Source organism: Salipiger sp. IMCC34102, assembly GCF_004145405.1.
GTDB lineage: Bacteria > Pseudomonadota > Alphaproteobacteria > Rhodobacterales > Rhodobacteraceae > Loktanella.
The window spans coordinates 45,037-63,700 of sequence record NZ_SELQ01000008.1 but is presented as its reverse complement, the minus strand read 5'-3'; the positions used below and the strand labels follow the sequence as shown (position 1 = coordinate 63,700).

The following is an 18,664-nucleotide window of genomic DNA, read 5'->3' as shown; positions in this document are numbered from 1 at the left end:
GATCATCCTCATTCCGCGGCCTGCAGGTGCGGCCAGACGGCGGCGTCCTCGGCCTGGCGGTCGGCCCGGCCCAGAACCGCGCGCAAGTCCAGCGCAAGGGCCCGGACGTTGGGCTCCAGCACCATCGAGTGGTGATCGCCGGGCGTGATCCGCACGTCGATCTGCGGCAGGTGGCCGCGCCAGAAATTGTCCTCGGCGACGTAATGGCGATCCTCGTCGATCGCGGTCCCGTCGGCGGCGGTCCAGCGCGCCGCGACCGGCGGCCGGAACAAGGTCACCGGCCCGTCGTAGGGGCGCAGGTCATAGGCAAAGCGACTGCGATGGAAGGCCGCCTCGATCTGCGTGTTCTCGACGACGGAGCCGCCGCGCGGCGCCTGCGCGGGATCGATGCGTCCGGTCAGCCGCTGCACCACGCGATCACGCGCCCAGCGGGCAAGGAAGCCGGGACCGCTCTCGCGCATCTGCTGAAGCTTGATCGCCGTCTTGTCGCGCGCCGCAAGCGGCGGGCGCACCGGCAGCGGCGTGTCGAGGAAGACCAGCGCCGACACGGTTTCCCCCGCCTGGGTGAGTTGTTGCGCCACTTCAAACGCGATCAGCCCGCCGCCCGAATAGCCGCCGAGCGTGTAGGGCCCCCTGGGTTGGACCTGTCGGATCTCGGCGATGTAGTCGCGCGCGGCTTCCGCGAAGCTCTCATGCGGCGCATCGCCCCGGAAAAGGCCGCGCGCCTGCAGGCCGTAGACCGGGCGGTCCGACTGCAGGAGCGAGGCGAGGTAGCGCAGGTTCATGACGTTGCCGAACATGCCCGCGACCAAGAAGAAGGGCGTGCCGTGCCCGCAGGCGTCGTCGTGCATCGCCACCAGGTGACGGCTGCGGCGCGCGGGGGCAGCGGATGCGGCAGGCGGCGTGTCACCGTCGTCGCCGGCGGGGGCTGCGGCGGGGCCGATCCGGTCCTCGATCAAGGCGGCGCAGGCAGCGATCGTGGGGGCCTCGAACAGGGTCGAGATCGGAAATTCGACGCGGTAGGCCTTCTTGATCTGCGAGAAGAGCCGCACGGCGATCAGCGAGTGCCCCCCGAGGTCGAAGAAGCTGTCGGCGATGCCCACGCCGTTCACGCCCAGAAGGTCTTCCCACATCTTCACGAGCATGCGTTGCACATCGGTCTCGGGGGCCACGAATTCGGTGTCGAGCTCGGGGCGGTCGAACTTGTCCGCGCCGTCGTCGCGCGTCGCGCGGTTCGCCGCGGCGGAGGCCACGAGCGCGTCGAGATCGACGGAGGTCACCACGATCTGCGGCGCGCCCCCGGCCAAGGCGCGCAAGAAGGCCTCCGAGCCTTCCTCGGGGCGGATGCCGCGCGCGATGGTGTCCTGCATCCGCTCCTCCTCGGGGGAGAGGGCGCGGGGGGCCGTGGCGTCGGTTGCGGTGAACTCGACGTCGCGTGATCCCGGTGCGGCGGGCCGGGTAAAGGCCGGGTCGGTCATGCGGTGGATGGTGAAATTGGTCACCTCCATCACGACGGCGCCGTCGGGGTCTGTCAGCAGGATGTCGAAACTGGCGAAATCGCCCTCCGCACCGGCCCGGTCGCGGATCCGCGCCAGCGACACGAGGCGGGCGGGCAAGGCTGCATGGACGTGGATCGACTGGTAGGACACCGGCACCCACAGGTCGGCCGCGGTATAGCCCGGGATCAGCTCGATGGCCCAACCGGTCGCAAGGTCGAGGAGGGCTGGATGCGCCAGCCATCCGTCGCGCAGGTCGGCGCGGAACGCGTCGGGCAACGCGAGTTCCGCGATGCCGATGCCGTCCCCGAAGGCCGTCGATTGCAGCACCCGCCAGCGTGGGCCGAAATCGAGGTGCGCTTCCTGCGGCGAGACGAGGCTGCCGCCGTCTTGCGCGCGCGCGACGCGGTCGCAGGCGGCGCGTACGGCCTCCAGGTCCGGGCGCCGGGGCGGATCGAGCGGCATCAGCGACAAGTTGGCACGCGCGTTGGTCACGAAACCCTCCCGCCCGTCGATCCGGACGCCGCTCTGGATGTCGCAAAGGTAGCCGTCGATGGTGCGCGACAGGCGCAGGCGCGCGGGCCGAGGGGTGCCGTCCTCGATCGAGAGTGGCCGCAGGAAGATCAGGTCGCGGATCTCGAAGGCACCGGTTTCGCCCTGGGCCGTCATCGCCTGGGCGATCATCTCGATGTAGCCGGTGCCGGGGATCAGCGCGTCGCCCGCCCGCGTCCGGTGACCGTCCAGGATCCAGTCCCTGCCCGCGTCATAGGTCGCCGAAAGGACGCTGCGGCCCTTGTCGTCGAAGGTCCGGCTGTCCCACAGCGGCAGGTCCAGCGGCTCGACCGGGGCGGGCGCGCGCGCGCCGGTCCGATCGGCCAGCGCCTCGACGGCCATGCCGATCTCGTTCCAGACGCCCCAGTTCAGCGACACGACCCGCATCGGGCCCGCGGCGTGGGATTGCGCGAAGGCGTTGAGGTATTCGTTGGCCGCGACGTAGTCGACCTGGCCCACCGGGCCCGTGACGGTCGAGGTGGACGAAAACAGCACCAGCCAGTCGAGATCCGCGCGGGGCAGGCATTCCTCGATGATCTGCGCGCCGCGGATCTTGGGCGAGAAGACCGCCTCGACCGAGGATTGCGACTTGGTCATGAAGGGCGCGTCGTCGATCGCACCCGCGGCATGGACGACGCCGTTGATCGGGCCGAAACGCTCTTCGGTGCGGCGCACGACGGTCATGACCTCCGGCAGGGAGGCCACGTCGGCGCTCAGGGCCAGCACCTGCGCGCCCAGGCCTTCGAGTCTACGGACCGCGGCGATGCGGCGCGAGACGGAATCGTTGGGTCCGGCCCGGCGCAGGTGCGCGTCCCAGTCGTCCCGCTGGGGCATGGGGCTGCGGCCGACCAGCACGATGTTGGCCGCGCAATTGTGCCACAGGGTCTCTGCCACGTTGAGGCCGATGCCGCCGAACCCGCCGGTCACCACGTAGGTCCCGCCCCGGCGCAGGGGCAGATCCCGCGGGTCCGCCACGGGGGCGAGCGGGGTCTTTCGGAAGGTCCGGGTGTGGCGCGCCCGCCCGCGCAGGGCCACGATCTCGTTGCCGGGGGTGGCGAGCAGCTCCTCCAGAATGGCGTCGTCCAGCGCCTCGGTCCCGGCGGTCCAGTCGGCCGCGGCGACCTTGCCGCGCCGCCGGGCGGGGGCGGAGGCGGGGGTGTCGAGATCCACGAGCCGGATCGTCAAACCCTCGCGCTCCTTCGGCAGCACTTGGGCGGGACCGGCCAGGGTGGCCTTGGCAGGGGCGCGCAACGGCTCTCCGGCGACGCTGGCCGCGCCGTCGGTGAAGACGGTGACGTGGACCGCGCCGGGCAGGTCCTCGCCCGCGATGGCCTGCCCGAGGTAGAGCAGGGAATAGAACCCGCGATCCTGCGTGGCGTTGAAGCTGCCCATGTCGCGGCCTTCGGGGGCGGCACCGGTCAGGGTCCAGAAATGCGCGGCCCGCGTGGGAACGATGCCCTCCGCCACCAACCCGGCGACCAGTTGGTCGTAGCCCGCGCGCCCCTGGTCCAGCGGCAGGGTATAGCTGTCGGGGCCGGTGCGTTCGAAGACGTCGCCGGTGCGCAGGCGGATCACCCGCTCGCCCGCCGCCGCCAGCCGGTCGGCGGCGCGGTCCGCCACGCCGAGGGTGTCGCAGAACATCAGCCAGACGTCCCGGCGGGCGCGGGGCAGGTCATGAGCGGGATCGGGGGCGCCGGGCGCCACGCTCTTGATCCAGCGCGGCTGCCAGCCCCAGTCCGCGATATCCTCCATGCGCTGCAGGGGCGGCGCGGGCGGGGTGGCGGTGGCGGGGGTGCCGGCCTCTATGAAGTAGCGCTGCCGTTGAAAGGCGTAGCCCGGCAGCGGCACGCGGCGGCGCCGGGCGGTGCCCCAGATCTGGTCCCAGTCGATCTCGACCCCCGTGGCCCAGAGCCGCCCCAGCGTGGCCAGGAAGTAAGCGTCGTCGGCCACGTCGTGATCGGGGTGACGCAGGGTGTTGATGACCTGGTTCGGCGTCACGCGGGCATTGGCCTGAGCCAGCGATCCCAGCGCCTTGCCCGGTCCGACCTCCAGCAGGACACGGTCGGGATCCTCGCAAAGCCCGGTCACGCATTCGGCGAAATGCACGGTCCCGCGCAGGTGGCCTGCCCAGTAGTCGGGGTCCTGCGCCTGCGCATCCGTCAGCACCGCGCCGGTGCGGTTCGAGACGATGGGGATCCGCGGCGCGTGCAGATCGATACCGGCGAGGTAGTCGCGGAAGCGCGGCAGGATCGGGTCGAGCATCCGCGAATGGGCGGCGATGTCGATGGCGATGCGCTGCGCGTCGATTTCGTCCGCGGCAAGGGCCTTGCGCGCCCGCTCCAATCCCGCGACCGGGCCGGAGACGACCGTGAGCTCTGCGGCGTTGACGCAGGCGATGTCCAGATCGCCGCCGAGGTAGGGGGCCACCGCATCCGCCGACAGCGGGACCGAGAGCATGCCTCCCGGCGCCACCGTGTCGAAAAGACGCCCGCGCAAAAGCACCAGGCCGATGCAATCCTCGAAGGACATCACGCCGGCGAGGCAGGCGGCGGTGTTCTCGCCCATGGAATGCCCGACGAGGACCTCCGGCTCGACCCCCCAGGACATCCAGAGCTTCGCCAGCGCGTATTCGACGATCATGATGAGCGGCAACTGGACGGAAGGCGTCTTCAGCCTCTCGGCGGCGCGGGCGGCCTCCGCGCCTTTCGCCAGCCAGAGCGCACGGACGTCGTAGTCGATCTGCGGCTGCAGGATGTCCAACCCGCGATCCATCCAGTCCTGGAAGACCGGCTCGGTCTCGTAGAGGTCGCGTGCCATGCCGACGTGTTGTGCGCCGCCGCCGGGAAACATGAAGACCACGCCGGGATCGTCGCCCAGGGCAGTATGGGTGAAGACCTCGCGCCGGTCGCCCCGTTCGAGCTTTGCCGCGGCTTCGTCATGGGTTTCGGCGACAATGACGCGGCGCTTCTCGAAGGCGCGGCGGCCGTTCTTCAGGGTCCAGGCCACGTCGTCGAGCGCCTGGTCGGGCCGGTCGCGCAGGTGGGCGGCAAGACGGCCCGCGTTCGCGTCCAGCGCCTTGAGGTTGCGCCCCGACAGGCACAGCAGCGCAAAGGGCCAGTCGCCCCGCTCGGACGCGGCCACCTGCGGCGGCTCTTCGACGATGGCGTGGGCATTGGTGCCGCCGACGCCCAAGGAATTCACTCCCGCGCGCCGCGGCCGCTCGGACTGCCAGTCGTGCAACCGATCGTTCACGCGGAAGGGGCTGGTGTCGAAGTCGATGGCGGGATTGGGTTTCTCGTATCCCAGCGAAGGCGGGATACGGCCTTCGTGGACGGACAGGGTGGCCTTGATCAGGCTGGCCACACCCGCGGCGGTGTCGAGGTGGCCGATATTGGTCTTCACAGACCCGATCCGGCAGGTGCCGCGCGCGGCGGGGTCCAGGCCGAAGGCGTCGGTCAGGGCCGCGACCTCGATCGGGTCGCCCAGGTAGGTGCCGGTGCCGTGACATTCGACGTAGCCGATGCTGCCCGCGTCGACCTCGGCCACCGCTTGCGCCTCGCGGATGGCACGGGACTGGCCTTCGACGCTGGGGGCGAGGTAGCCCGCCTTGGCCGCCCCGTCGTTGTTGATCGCGGTTCCCTTCACCACGCCCCAGATGTGGTCTCCGTCGGCCAGCGCGTCCTCCAGCCGGCGCAGCGCCACGGCCCCCGCGCCCGAGCCGAAGACGGTGCCTTGCGCGCGGTGATCGAAGGCGTGGCAGGCCCCGTCGGGGGACAGGATCTCTCCCTCCTCGTAGATGTAGCCGCGCCGGTGCGGCAACTCGATCGTGACACCCCCCGCCAGCGCCATGTCGCATTCGCCGTTCAGCAGGGATTGCACCGCGTAGTGCACCGCGACCAGCGAGGTCGAGCAGGCGGTCTGAAGGTTGATGCTGGGCCCCTTGAGGTCGAAGACATGGCTGACCCGGGTCGCCAGGAAGTCCTTGTCGTTGCCGGTATGGCGCAGCAGGAACATGCCCACGTCGTCGACCAGACCGGGGTTCGAGCACAGGTTGAAATAGAAATAGCTGCCCATCCCGCAACCCGCGAAGACGCCGATCGGGCCGGGGTGGGTCTCGGGCATGCGGCCCGCGTTCTCCAACGCTTCCCAGCACACTTCGAGGAACTGGCGGTGCTGGGGGTCCATGATCGCGGCTTCCTTGGGCGAGAAGCCGAAGAACTCCGCGTCGAAATGGTCGAAATCGTCCAGCGCGGCGGCGAAGGGGACGTAATTGCGATCCAAAAGACGCTCGGGGCGTTCGCCGGCGGCCTCCAGTTCGGCGGCAGTCAATTCGCGGATCGCGCTTTTGCCGGCGGTCAGGTTTTTCCAGAATTCGGCAACGTTCGCCGCACCGGGCAAATGAGCGGCCATGCCGACGATCGCAATATCGGTATCGACACGATCGTTCTGGCGATCATGATCAAACATTCATCAATCCAATGTCTTTGCCGCGAATTCCCCGTGCAGGGCGGCGTCGCTAAAATAGAATGCGGCCAAGTGCCGGGAAAAAATGCCCCGAGGCCTATGGTAATAATCAGGCGCCATTCTATCTTTCCGGTCGCGAAAATCAATTGAAACCCGCGTGCGTGGCCCGGGGGTTTCGGTATCGGCCTTGCAGCAATCAACTTCGCCCACGGGCCCAGGCCTCCGAGCGGGCGGGAAGCCGCGACATCAGCGCAACGGCACAGTAAACTGCCATGCCCACGGGAAATCTCAGTGCCAGGCGCCGCAGTTCGCCCGGCTCGAACCGGGGCTTGTCCTCGTTGGCGACGAGGCGGGGGAAGCGGGCCAGCAGGTCACGGGTGCCGGTGTCCTGCCTCCGGCGCACGCGCACCAGCGCACGGAAGCCTTCCGTCAGTTCCCAACGGAACGAATCGCTGAGCTGGATGCGCTCGTTCTTGTCGAACTGAAGCCGGACGAACAGGTCGTCGGCGATCACGTCGGGAAAGATTTCCCAGCGCGCCCTGCCTGCCGCGTTGACGGCGAAATAGCCCGCCCCCGGGATCGTGCGGGTCTGGAACGGCACGCGGCGGTAGATCTCGCGGTAGGCCCGGCTGGCGAAGCAGGCCGGTTCGATGATGTCCATTCGGCCGCTGGCGTAGCGGGGCAGGGGGCCTTGCAGGGCCTCCCACGTCTGGCGCAGCAGGTCGGGTCCCACGTTCACGTCCGCGTCGAGGTAGATCCGCACGTCGCCCGAGGCGCGGGCGTCGGCCGCGTTCAGCGCGCCGATCTTGCTGCCTTGCGCGATGTCGAGGATCACGAGTTTCCAGCCGCGGCGCGTCATGCGCGACCCGAAGCCGCGCGCGACGGCGCAGGTGCGATCCGTGCAGCCGTTGGCGGCCACGACCACCTGGACCGGGACGGGCTGCCCGTCCCGAAACAGCACCGGCGCCGAGCAAAGCAGCGCGGACAAACAGGCCCCGAGGTAGGATTCCTCGTTGTGGGCCGGGATGATGACGCTGATCCGGGGGCGCGGTCCGGACCGGGAGGTGCGCGCCGGCGCCCGGACGGGGCGGTGGCGGGGGGACGTCGCGGTGGCGGTCGACTGTGTCACGAAGATCCCTTTCCCCTTGGTGCGGACTAGTTCGAACGGGCCGAGTGCGAGGCCTCGCGCATCTCGTCGTGGGCCCGGCGCGTGGCGCGGCGCACCTCGTCGTCGTCGAAGGCGGCGCCGCCCGCCGCGAGGTCGAGCGCCCGCGACACCGCCGCCAGCGCGGCCTCGGGGTTGCCCGCGCCGCGTTCCGCAAGGCCCAGCCAGGCCTGGGTCTGGGGATCCTCCACCCGCCGGGGTGCTGCGTCGCGCAACAGATCCAGCGCCGCGGTCGAGGACCCGGCCCGGTGCAGCACCCATCCGCGGATCGCCTGCCGCTCGGGGTCGTCCGAGAGGTCGTGCGGCGCGGTGAGCTGGAGCGCCCGGTCGACCTCTGCGGCGGAGGTGCCGGGCCGCGTCAGCAGCCGGGCGAGGCGGAAGGCCACGCGCGGATCGCCTGGGGCGCGGCGCGAGAGCGCGTCGAAGGCGTCGCGCGCGGCGTCGGTCTGCCCTGTGCGGTCCAGCCGGTAGGCCTGAAGCACCGCGAGTTCGTAGTCCTGCGGCACATGGGCCAGGCCGCCCGCGATCGCCTCGTCCGCGGCCTCTGGCCGGTCGAGTGCCAGGAGCAGCCGGGCGAGGCTCGCCGCGATCGCGGGGCGTTCGGGGGCCAGTCGCATCGCCTCGTCCAGGTTCGCGACCGCGGCGTCGGTGTCCTGCAAGGCGAGGGCCGCATCGGCACGCAGCAAGAGGGCGTCGACGGTCCCCGGGGCGGCGGCGAGACGCGCGTCCAGGATCTCCGCCGCCTGGGCGGCACGGCCCGCACGCAATGCGCCGCGGGCCAGCAGCAGTTGCCCCTCGGGGCTGTCGTCGCGGGCGAGCGCGTCCATGTCCGTCTGGAGCGTGCCGGATTGGGCGGCAATGGCCAGGTCCAGCTCCGGCACGGTGTCGGCACCGCCGGGCAGGTCTGCGAGCCGCGACCGCAGCCCGCGCGCGGTCGCCACGTCGCCCGCGCGCAGTGCAAGGGCGGCGCGCCGGGTCAGCAGGTCAAGGTCCTGCGGATGCTGTTCGAGTGCGATGTCGATGAGCTCTGCCGCCGGTGCCGCCCCTTGTCGTCCCTCGATCAGCCCGGCGTGGGTCAGCGCGAGGTCCGGGGCGTGGTTCGATACCTGAACCGCCTTCGACAACCGGTCGAGCGCCAGTTCGAGCGACCCCGCCAGCGCGTGGGCCCGCGCCAGCGCCATCAGCGTGCCGGCATCGTCGGGCCGGACGCTCAGCACGGTGCGCAGGTGCGAGATCGCGGCCTCCGGCGCGCCGCGACGGGTTTCTGCGTCGGCCAGCAACAGGTGGGCGGAGGGGTTCTGCGGATCGTCCTCGAGCACGGCTGCGGCAAGCGCCAGGCGCGCCGCCCCTTCGGTCACGGGGTCCATCAGCCGCGCCAGCAGGATGCGCGCGGAATTGCGCGCTTCTGGGGTGCGGGCGTTCTCGATCTCGCGGGACAGCCGTGCCCGGGCGGCGGCGGTGTCTCCTGCGGCCCCTTCCAGGACGGCGATCTGCTGTTCGAGCTGACCCGAAAGCGCGGGGTCCGCGCCCGCGGTGTTGAACACGTCGAACGCCGCCGCGTTACCCAGAAGTGCCACCGCGTCGCTCGTAAGGCTGGACAGGGCGGCCGCATCGTCGGCGCTGTCGCGCACCAAGGAGATGAGGATCTCGCGCGCGTCCTCGGTCCGGTCGGGGTGCCGACCTGCGATCCAGCGTGCAAGCGCCAGCCGCAGTTCGGGCACGTCGGGGTAGGTTTCGGAAAGCACGCGCAACTCGGAGCCGATGGCGTCGGTGCGCCCCTGCCGCTCGAGGATGCCCAGGCGCATCAGCCCGTGCGACAGTGTCTCCGCCTGCGCCGTCCGGGCCGCATCCAGCGCCGCGAGCGCGGTGTCGAAGTCCTCTGCCCGCAACGCGACGGCGGCCTGCGTGGCGTAGGCATGCGACAGGCCCGGATCGGCGGCGAGCGCCGCGCGGGCCTGCGCGAGCGCCTGGGCATCGTCGCCCTCGGCCGCGGCATGCGCCGCCGTCAGCGCCTGCGCCCGCGGCAGCAGCGCGCCCTCCGTCACGCCAGCGCGGTCGAGGTGCATCCGGCTTTCGGACAGCTCACCGGCCATGAAGAGCATCTCGGCGAACTCGATCCGCGGGGCGGGCATCTCGGGATCCTTGCCGATGATGTAGAGAAGATGCGTCGCCGAAAGCTCGAAGAGGCCGCCGTCGCGCAGGGCACGGGCCAGCCCGAGGCGGGCGTCGAGGTTCTCGGGATCGTTGGAGAGCACCTGTTCGTAGCGCAGGCGCGCGGCGACCCAGTCGCCATCCGCCGCCTGGTCGTCCCCGGCCTGCATCAGCCGCGCGATGCCACCGGTGCCGCCGGCGAGGCGCAGGGCGGCGGGGGCGGCAAGGACGGCTACGACGCCGAGGGTGACGAGGATGGCTAGGATGCGGAACATGGCGAAATCAGGTGTCCTTGGGGAAAACGGAAAGGGAGGCGGCGGTCGCGGGGCCAAGGCCCGGCAGATGCGGCGGCAGCGCGGGCCCGAGGTGGCGTGCCATATCGGTCAGCCGGGCCGTGGCCGCCTCGGGCGATTCGCCTTGCCGGACGGAGGTGACCAGCCGAACCAGCGCGCCGTCCGTGCGCTGGTGACGCAGGCTGTCCCAGACGAGCGTGGCCTTGGCGACGTAGTCGCGGGCGGTCCGCCGTCCGTGCTGGTCGAACCAGTAGACGACGACGCGCCGCTCAAGGTCGCGGCGGATCACCGCCCGCAACGCGGGGACGTTGGTGCCCTGCACGTCCGTCAGGGTCATCGGGGTGAGGGTTTCGATCTCCCACCCGGCGCCGGGCAGGCAGATCTCGGGCGAGTGGATGCCGCCCGCGCGCTGGTCGGCGTAGTAGGCAAGGAAAAGCTCCACCGGGGCGCTCTCGGCCGCGTCGCGGGTGAAATTCGCGGCCAGCACGTCGTCGGCGGCCAGTTCGGCCAGCGTGGCGGCGTCGAGGGTGGTGCGCGACTCCAGCGTCCAGGGGCCGAGGGTGTCGTCCAGGAGCGAGAACGGCACCCGCGCGACGGGGGTATGCGTCCGCTCGGGCAGGGCGAGAAGGATCGCGGCCCCGAGACAGAAGACTGCTGCGACGGCGCCGAATGCGGCGGGAGAGCCCGCCCGGCGCAGGCGCGCGATCACGACGCGGGTCTGGCCCAACCCGGTGTCGAACGACATCCGCCCGCCCGACGACAGGGCCGCAGCGGCGGCCAGGATCAGCAGGATCGAAAGCAGGAAGACGGCCCAGCCTTCGAAGAGATGGGCGAAGCCTTCCGCCGGGGCGATGTCGTAAAGCCCGTAAGCCACGCCGATCGTGGCGATCCGCAGCGCGTTGACCGCCACCGCGATCGGCACCGCCATGGCCAGGATCGCGAGCTTTTTCCAGAAGGCACCGCGGTAGAAGATCGCCAAGATGTAGGAAAAGCTGAGGATCGGGAACATGTAGCGCAGGCCCGAGCAGGCCTCGGCCACCAGAAGTTTCACCGCGCCCATGTCGATCACATTGCCTTGGAGGACGACCGGGATGTCGAAGAGCCGGATCAGGATCACGCCCGCCTCGGAGGAGAAGGCCTGCAAGGCGGTCGTGGTGGCGTAGTAGACAAGGCCGGGCAGCGGCAGCATGAAGCCCAGGTGCACGATGGCATGCCAGAAGTGGCCGGCGGCGGGCCAGCCCGTGGCGACGACCACCAGTGCCATCGCGAAGGGCAGAAGGCCGTAGGCCGAAACCTCGGTCAGGCCGGAAAGAGAGCCGAAGATCCCCAGCAGCACGGCGAGAAGCGACAGGGCGACCGCCACGACGACGGTCGGTCGCGGCGCGCCGCCCCAGGTGTCGGCATCGCCCGCCCGCGCCACCTGACGGTGCAGAAGCAGGAGTGACAGGATCGGAATGACCGGGCCGTGGGCGTATTCGGGCAGCGCCCAGGAAGACCACAGCAGCGTAAGCCCGTCGCGGAACACGATGAAGGCCGCCACCGCGACGAGGGTCGCAAGCCCCGCGACCGCGACGCGGCGGACCCCGGTCGGGCCTGTCCCTGGTATCGTGAGATCGGTTGTGACCATCGTTCGACCGCCCCCGAAGGCGCGGACGCGAAATGCGCGCCGCGGGCCTTGCCGGTAGAGGATGAGAAAGGTCCGCCGGCGCCTGCGTGCGCAGACCCCGGCGGCTGGATCAGGTCGCGATCAAGCGGCCCTTGGCGTGTCGCCGGTCGCGCCCGCGCCCATCAGGCGCCGCCCGCCGAAAAAGGCCCCGAAGGCCGACAGCAGCAGGACGAGCGATCCCGGCAGCGGAACGGAGGAGACGCCGTCGCCCCCGCCGGTGCCGGCCTGGATCAGGTTGCCCATGAAGCGCACGCCGGTTTCGACCGAGCCGTTCCACATGCCCGCAAGCCCGTCGAAGACCACGTCCAGCGTCGAGCCCTGCTGGAACGTCACGGAGGCCGCGTCGGTCCAGTGCAGCACACCGGCCGAGAAATCGCCCCAAAGCTGGACCACCAGGCCGCCGCCATTGGCGGTGGAGGCGGTTTGCAAGTCGGGCGACGAGAAGACGAGTTCCGTGGAGACGGTGTAAAGCTCCGTCCCGAACCCGCGATCACTCGTGGACCAGGTGAAGAAATCGTCCACGTAGTGCGACTCCCGCGCGGAGGCGGGCGTCCAGGAGAAGTCATGGGCGCCCTGACCGAACGCGCCGTTGAACCCCGTGCAGGACACGACGCATCCTTCCGCTTCAACGGAGATGGATGACGCGGCGAGGTCGAGTTCGAAGGTGGGCCAGGTCGCCGCCTGTGCCTGTGCCGATCCGGAGGAGAGAATTCCACCGACAGATACGGCGAGAGCGGCCAGAAGGCCGGGTAGTCTGAAATTCATAATGCAAATACCGGAAAACTCCGGCCCTCGTTTTGAAAATAGAACTGCGCGATTCTTTGAAATAGGGAGAATCTTGAGTGCCTATACGCAAGCTGACCGTAGCCGCGGGTCGTGATTCCGTCAACATTTTGTTAACGCAATTTTGCCACAATCCAGTCCAGCAGCGCCAGCGTCATCCTGGCCGGGCGCCGCCCAGGCAGGAACGCGGTCCGCACCAGGAAGGCCGCGTTGCCGATCACGTAGCGGTCGAACAGCCGCACCGGCTCACACCACAGGCGAAACAGCCATTCCAGGTTTCCGCGCTGCATCCAGGCGGGCGCGCGGGGGACACGTCCGGCCATGAAGTCGACGATCGCACCGCCGCACAGGATCAGTCGCCGCTCCCCCGCCGGCAGGCCCGCCGCGACACGTTCCTGCTTGGGCATTCCCATGGCCAGCAGCACCACGTCTGCCGGGGTTCTGGCCAGCCGTTCGGCATAGTGGCCCTCGGGATCGAAACCGTGGCGTGTGTCCACGATCTGCACCCCTTGCGTGCGCAGCCGGTCGGCCGCGCGGGAAAGCCAGGGATCCTCCGTCCCGTAGATCGCCACACGGTCATGGCCCCTGGCCTTCAGGATCCGGGGAATGAGATCGGTGCCGTTCATGTTCAGCCCCGGGTCCAACTTCATCGCGCGCAGGGCGATCTTCATTCCGATCCCGTCGCGCAGCAGAAGGTCGAGATCGCAAAACGCCCGTGCCGCCTCCGAATCGCGCCACGCCAGGTTGATCGCATGCGCGTTGAGAAAACCGATTCGCAAACCCGCGGGCGATTCCGCCAAGTCGTCGAGGAGGCGGGCAAGCGCTGCCTCGTCCGGGACGATGTGCAGCTTCCGGAACAGGATCGCCACGCGCCCGATCGGCTGGTCCGGTTCGCGCGAAGGCCGTGACAGAGCGGCGCGCGCGCGATCGAGCCGTGCATCGGGGCCGGCCTCTTGTGGCGGCTCGGTCAGCCAATCCGCAAGCCGGACCGCGGGAGCACGCAGGCTGCGCGCCACCAGCGAGGCGGGACCGAAATTCTTGCGATGTGGCATGTTCTGAAATAGACTGGTCAAATATTCGAAAGATCAAGACTCCAAATTCATTTTGCCTGACCCGGTGATTACCCGAAAGACGGTTTTTTCTTCCGTCGCGGGCCCGCATGATCGCAACCGGGCGCCATGGAAGCCGTTCAGATGCTCAAAGATTCCCGTGACACCAAAGCGCTAGTCTACGCGCGCCCCGCCAGTGCCGCCGACCCGGATGCGACCTGGTTCAATCTTCGCAGGTTCGAACCCGGGCCCGCCCGCCTGAACCGTAACCGGATCGTGACGCAGGCCCGCCGCGATCCCGCTGCGGTGGGCATCGATCTGCTGCGCACGCGGCTGCTCAACGCGATGGAGGAGCGCGGCTGGACGCACCTGGGAATTACCTCGCCCACGGGGGGCTGCGGCAAGACGTTCCTGGCCGCGAACCTGGGCTTCAGCCTGGCCCGCCAGGCCCACCTGCGCACGCTCTTGTGCGACATGGACCTGCGCAATCCCGGCCTGACCCGCGCGCTCGAAATTCCGGAGGCGGGGTCGCTCGCGAGCGCCTTGGACAACGCAGCGATCCTCCTGCGGCGCGTGGTGCGGCTGGCGGACAATTTCGCGGTGATGCCCAACGATACCGTCTCGGACAGCCCGGCCGAGACGCTTCACGCCACGCAGACCCGCGCCGCATTGGGCCAGGTGATGACCCGGCTTCGGCCAGATGTCGTGATCTACGATCTCCCGCCGGCCTTGGTCTGCGACGACATCCTGGCCTTCAAGTACCAGCTCGACGCGGTCGTCCTGGTCAGCCACGGCGAGAAGACGACCGCGCAGCAGGTCCGCAACACCGAAGCCCTGCTGGACGGCGAGTTGCCGATCCTGGCGACCGTCCTCAACGAGGCGGAGGACGCCAGCACCGCGTCCTATTACGGCGGCTAGGGCGGAGCGGATAGCCGGTTTGCGCGAGCTTGGCCCAAAGCTTGAAAGGCGCAGCTCCTGCAAGTCAGATAAGGCGAATTCTGTGGTGAAGAGGCGACTGAAGATCGGAAGCTTCTTTGATTGAGAGCCGGGTCAACCGTCTGCGCATGTCAGATAATGGCCGGAGAAGCCAATCCAGACCTTTGATAAGCTGTCCCCAAAATCCGCTGTGCCAACCCTTCGGTGAATCTCTGCATTTGCATTGCCTCGGGGAACTTTATGCGCCGTGACTATTGTGGTCGAGCAGAAGATCTTTGCATTGCAGCACTGGAAGATGCCGCTCGAACAGCAGCAATCATCCGGAAATGGATGACCCTCTTTGTTCATTGGGCCCTTACTCACCCCTCGGCGAGAAGCCTTTGACGTTGGTCTTTTGGCAAGAAAATAATGGCAACCAACCCGATCGGCCGTTGCAGCGAGTCGCCTAATTTACTTCGAATCCCGTTCGGGAGACGGTGAGTAGCTCGGATCAACCTCCTGACGACACAACTCGATATGGAAGAGAAGGGTCCGAACGGTCGCGCCGACGCCTCTGATGTGAAATACGAGCCGATGCCGACGGCGAAGAGCACGAAGCCCGTCACGCCATGAAGCGCCCATGCCTCGACTAGGCCGCGCTGACGGTAGGACCGCGCGAAGAGGAGCCCGCCCAGGAACGACACCAACAGGACGACCCAGTTCCAGAACATCAGGTGCGCGAACGCATAGAGCGTCGCGTTCAGGACGGTCGCAAGCAGACCTTTCTGCAAGATCGCTGTTCGGGCCCGCGCTGGTGCCGTGCTCGAACTTGGCCGACAGGACCACGCCCTTGCGCGCGATCCCGAGCGAGGACAGGGTCTGGCCGACGAGAACCGATCTCGCGGTGGACGCACTCGGGCAGATAATTGCAAAACAGCACGACCGGACGGCGTTGCCAAATACCGGACCGTTGGGGGGCGATCTGCCAGCCTCACGATGGCGTGCACTTGGGACCGTCCACGAGATCCTCGCCACGGCGGATATCGTGCTAATTGCTTGGATTATCCCCGAACGAGAGGAAAGATTGGACGCGGATGACTGAGGCCACGAAAAACTTGCGCGCCGTGCGGATCGATCCAGATGCCGGTGACGTTGGTGGTGGTTTGGCGCCAGCGCCCGTGCGGGAAAACTTCCCCGTCGCCTCCGTCCTGATCGCAGCCCCTCTGCGACCGTCCGTGCGCGCTTTCTATGACGTGGTGCGCGCCGCCGACGACATTGCGGACCACCCGCAGCTTGCAGCCGCCACGAAGGCCCGGCGGCTGAACGAAATAGAGGCGGGGCTGGCGGGCGATCCGGCAGGCGACGCGCGTGCATTGACGCTGCTACAGGTGCTGAGCGCGATCGGCCAGCGGTCTGCTGCACGACACGCGCTGCATATGCTCGACGCCTTCCGCAGCGATATCCGGGCCGAACCCTGCCGCGACTGGGACGACCTGATGCGCTACTGCCACGCTTCGGCCAATCCGGTCGGGCGCTTCCTGTTGGAGCTGCACGGCGAGGGCGACGATGCGACCGATGCGTCGGACGCGCTCTGCTCGGCCCTGCAAGTTCTGAATCACCTTCAGGACATGGGCGCGGACCGGCGTGAGCTTGGGCGGGTCTACTTGCCGCTGCGCATGATCGAGGCTGCAGGCAGCGGGGTCGAGGATCTGGACCGTGCCGCCCTCACACCCGGTCTGCGAGGTGCGTTCGACTGCGCCTTGGCGAAAACGGACGGCCTGCTGGATCGGGCTGCACCGCTACCCGCGGTCATCGGCTCGCGTCGGCTGGCAGCCGAAGCGCGGGTGATCCTGTCGCTGGCCCGGTCCCTGAGGCGCAGACTGGCCGTGGGTGATCCGCTTGCCCATCGCATTGCCCCGCGCAGACGGGATGCCGCGCGGGCCGGTGCGGCGGGACTGCTGCGGCTCGTCGCCATGCCATCGGGGAACCGGTACTGATGGCGCTGGACATGGACATGCAGCGCCCTGCGGCCGAGATCGTCAGATCCTCGGGCAGTTCCTTCACGGCCGGCATGCGCTGCCTGTCGCACGACCGGCGACGGGCGATCTTCGCGGTCTATGCCTTTTGCCGGGTCGTCGACGACATCGCGGACGGCGGCAGCAACGTCGAAGCCAAGACCCTTGCGCTGGATGCCTGGCAGCGCGAGGTGGACCTCGCGCGCGAGGGTCAGGCCGACACGCCTTTGGGGGCAGAGCTCACCTGGGCGATCCGCAACTTCGGACTGCCGGACGCGGAGCTGGATCTGGTCATCGAAGGCATGCGCATGGACGTGGGCGGCATGTGCGCCCCTGACTGGCGGACGCTGGACGCCTACGTGCGCCGTGTCGCGGGGTCGGTCGGGCTGTTGTCGATGCACATCTTCGGGGCCTGGCGGGGCGAGAGCTCGCACCGGTTCGCGCTCTCGCTGGCCCGGGCGCTGCAGTTGACCAACATCCTGCGGGACGTGGAGGAGGACGCGGCGATTGGACGCATCTACCTTCCGTCGGACCTGATGGAACGCGCCGGCGTTCCGACCGACCCGCGGCGGGTGCCTGGGGCGGACGGCCTGCCGCAGGTGCGGGCACTGCTCGCCGCCCGTGCCCGGACCGCCTTCGAGGCGGCCGAGGCCGAAGTCCCGAGCCACAATCGGCTGCGGCTGCTTCCGGCGCTGATGATGATGGGTCCCTACGCGCGGATGCTGACCGCGATCGAGATCGACCCGACCCGACCCCCGCCACCGCGCAACGGCTTGCAGAAGCTGCGCGACGGATTGCGGTGCACCCTGCGCGGGCGCGCGTGAGACGGGTGCACATCGTCGGCGCGGGGCTGTCCGGGCTTGCCGCAGCACTGGACCTGGCCCGCTCCGGCGCGGTCGAGGTCCACCTGCACGAGGCCACCGGCCGGGCCGGGGGGCGGTGCTGGAGCTTTCACGACGCGCGCCTCGACCGATTGATCGACAACGGGAATCACCTTGTCCTTTCCGGCAATGGGGCGGTGCTGGACCATTGCCGCCGGATCGGCACCTTCGATCTTCTGGATATCGCGCAGGACGCTGCCCTGCCGTTCCACGATCTGGCCGGTGGGGCGGAATGGACCTTGCGGATCCCCGACGGGCCGGTCGATCTGCTACGTGGCCGGATGGCGCTGCCGCCCGACGTGGGGGCGGGCGGTCTCGTGGCCGATCTGGCGCGCCTGCTGACGGCCGATCCAACCCGGACGGTGGCGCAGACCCTGCGGCGGCGCGGGGCGGCGTGGGACAGGTTGTGGGACCCGCTCTCCCTTGCCGTGCTGAACGAGCCGCCCGACACGGGCTCTGCCGTTCCTCTTGCCGCCGTTCTGCGGCGCACGCTTCTGAAGGGCGGCCGCGCCTGCCGTCCGATCACGATGCCGCACGGGTTGGGACCGACGCTGATCGCGCCGGCCTTGCGCATGATCGAGGCGTTGGGCGCCCGTGTCGTCTGGCGCGCACCGCTGCGGGCGATCGACCGGTCGGGGGATACTGTTCAGGCCTTGATCTTCGACAAGACCAGGGTGCCGCTCGATCCGCAGGACGCGGTGATCCTCGCAGTCCCGGCGGAGATTGCGGGCGGGTTGCTGGGGCGCAGCGCACCGACGGACGGGCGGCCGATCCTCAACGCGCATTTCCGCGTGCCGGCTGCCGCCGTCGCCGGTGCGCCGCCGGTGATAGGGGTGCTGAATGGGCTTGCGCAGTGGATCTTCGTGCGTGGTGACGTGGTATCGGTGACGGTCTCGGCCGCCGACGCCCATGGCAGCGCGCGGGCGGACGCCGCGCGCCTCTGGGCCGAAGTGGCCCAGGTCCTGCGGATCGAGGGCGAACCACACGCGACACGGCTCCTGCGCGAGACCGCGGCCACCTTCGCCGCGACCCCGGCGAGCCTTGCTGCCCGACTTCCGATGCATACCGGCCTGCGCAATCTGGTCCTGGCAGGCGATCATGTCGTCTCTCCGTTGCCGTCCACCCTGGAAGGCGCCGTGATGTCCGGCCGTGCGAGTGCGAGGGCCGTACTCGGGACGTTGCCCGAACCGGCCCGAGGCTCGTAGGCGAAAGACACGCGCGCGATATCGTCATT

Annotated in this window: 11 protein-coding genes; 4 read left to right on the top strand and 7 right to left on the bottom strand. The window is 69.2% G+C overall.

What is annotated here, in order from left to right:
* Positions 1–8: 8 nt before the first annotated feature.
* The 6 genes from EU805_RS14745 to EU805_RS14720 all read right to left on the bottom strand — a co-directional run bounded on the left by EU805_RS14745 (position 9) and on the right by EU805_RS14720 (position 13,439).
* A complete protein-coding gene (locus EU805_RS14745; protein WP_129764752.1) occupies positions 9–6,515 on the bottom strand; it encodes a type I polyketide synthase in 6,507 nt (2,168 codons plus the stop codon).
* 193 nt (positions 6,516–6,708) lie between these two features.
* Complete coding sequence (locus EU805_RS14740; protein ID WP_207208123.1) at positions 6,709–7,641, bottom strand: glycosyltransferase family 2 protein; 933 nt, start codon at positions 7,639–7,641, stop codon at positions 6,709–6,711.
* 26 nt (positions 7,642–7,667) lie between these two features.
* Positions 7,668–10,103, bottom strand: coding sequence for a tetratricopeptide repeat protein (locus EU805_RS14735; protein WP_129764751.1), 2,436 nt, complete (start codon positions 10,101–10,103; stop codon positions 7,668–7,670).
* A 7-nt stretch (positions 10,104–10,110) separates the two neighbouring features.
* The gene (gene xrtD, locus EU805_RS14730) at positions 10,111–11,748 is read right to left on the bottom strand and encodes a VPLPA-CTERM-specific exosortase XrtD (protein WP_129764750.1); all 1,638 of its coding nucleotides are present in this window, start codon (positions 11,746–11,748) and stop codon (positions 10,111–10,113) included.
* Between the two features lie 120 nt (positions 11,749–11,868).
* Positions 11,869–12,552 (bottom strand): hypothetical protein, encoded by a 684-nt coding sequence (locus tag EU805_RS14725; RefSeq protein ID WP_129764749.1) that lies wholly within the window; start codon positions 12,550–12,552, stop codon positions 11,869–11,871.
* A gap of 131 nt (positions 12,553–12,683) precedes the next feature.
* Complete coding sequence (locus tag EU805_RS14720; protein WP_207208120.1) at positions 12,684–13,439, bottom strand: WecB/TagA/CpsF family glycosyltransferase; 756 nt, start codon at positions 13,437–13,439, stop codon at positions 12,684–12,686.
* Positions 13,440–13,763: 324 nt separating this feature from the next.
* Here EU805_RS14720 and EU805_RS14715 point away from each other — a divergent pair, with 324 nt between their 5' ends.
* Positions 13,764–14,537, top strand: a complete 774-nt coding sequence (locus tag EU805_RS14715) for a CpsD/CapB family tyrosine-protein kinase (protein ID WP_165351973.1) — start codon at positions 13,764–13,766, stop codon at positions 14,535–14,537.
* A gap of 377 nt (positions 14,538–14,914) precedes the next feature.
* Here EU805_RS14715 and EU805_RS14710 read toward each other — a convergent pair whose 3' ends face one another.
* Positions 14,915–15,325 carry a hypothetical protein gene (locus tag EU805_RS14710; protein WP_165351972.1) on the bottom strand — a complete coding sequence of 137 codons (411 nt, stop codon included), beginning with the start codon at positions 15,323–15,325 and terminating at the stop codon, positions 14,915–14,917.
* Positions 15,326–15,628: 303 nt separating this feature from the next.
* Here EU805_RS14710 and EU805_RS14705 point away from each other — a divergent pair, with 303 nt between their 5' ends.
* From EU805_RS14705 to hpnE, 3 genes are read left to right on the top strand one after another with little or no spacing between them, the layout of a single operon-like run.
* The gene (locus tag EU805_RS14705; protein WP_129764745.1) at positions 15,629–16,531 is read left to right on the top strand and encodes a squalene/phytoene synthase family protein; all 903 of its coding nucleotides are present in this window, start codon (positions 15,629–15,631) and stop codon (positions 16,529–16,531) included.
* Positions 16,531–17,373, top strand: a complete 843-nt coding sequence (locus tag EU805_RS14700) for a squalene/phytoene synthase family protein (protein ID WP_129764744.1) — start codon at positions 16,531–16,533, stop codon at positions 17,371–17,373. The genes EU805_RS14705 and EU805_RS14700 overlap by 1 nt, the downstream gene beginning before the upstream one ends.
* A complete protein-coding gene (gene hpnE, locus EU805_RS14695; RefSeq protein WP_129764743.1) occupies positions 17,370–18,635 on the top strand; it encodes a hydroxysqualene dehydroxylase HpnE in 1,266 nt (421 codons plus the stop codon). Before EU805_RS14700 ends, hpnE begins: the two co-directional genes overlap by 4 nt.
* Positions 18,636–18,664: the final 29 nt, after the last annotated feature.

Excerpts from the sequence above, each read along its gene's own strand:
- EU805_RS14745 (WP_129764752.1), bottom strand. The coding sequence starts at position 6,515 with ATGTTTGATCATGATCGCCAGAACGATCGTGTCGATACCGATATTGCG.
- EU805_RS14735 (WP_129764751.1), bottom strand. The coding sequence starts at position 10,103 with ATGTTCCGCATCCTAGCCATCCTCGTCACCCTCGGCGTCGTAGCCGTC.
- xrtD (WP_129764750.1), bottom strand. The coding sequence starts at position 11,748 with ATGGTCACAACCGATCTCACGATACCAGGGACAGGCCCGACCGGGGTC.
- EU805_RS14725 (WP_129764749.1), bottom strand. The coding sequence starts at position 12,552 with ATGAATTTCAGACTACCCGGCCTTCTGGCCGCTCTCGCCGTATCTGTC.
- EU805_RS14715 (WP_165351973.1), top strand. The coding sequence starts at position 13,764 with ATGCTCAAAGATTCCCGTGACACCAAAGCGCTAGTCTACGCGCGCCCC.
- EU805_RS14705 (WP_129764745.1), top strand. The coding sequence starts at position 15,629 with ATGACTGAGGCCACGAAAAACTTGCGCGCCGTGCGGATCGATCCAGAT.
- EU805_RS14700 (WP_129764744.1), top strand. The coding sequence starts at position 16,531 with ATGGCGCTGGACATGGACATGCAGCGCCCTGCGGCCGAGATCGTCAGA.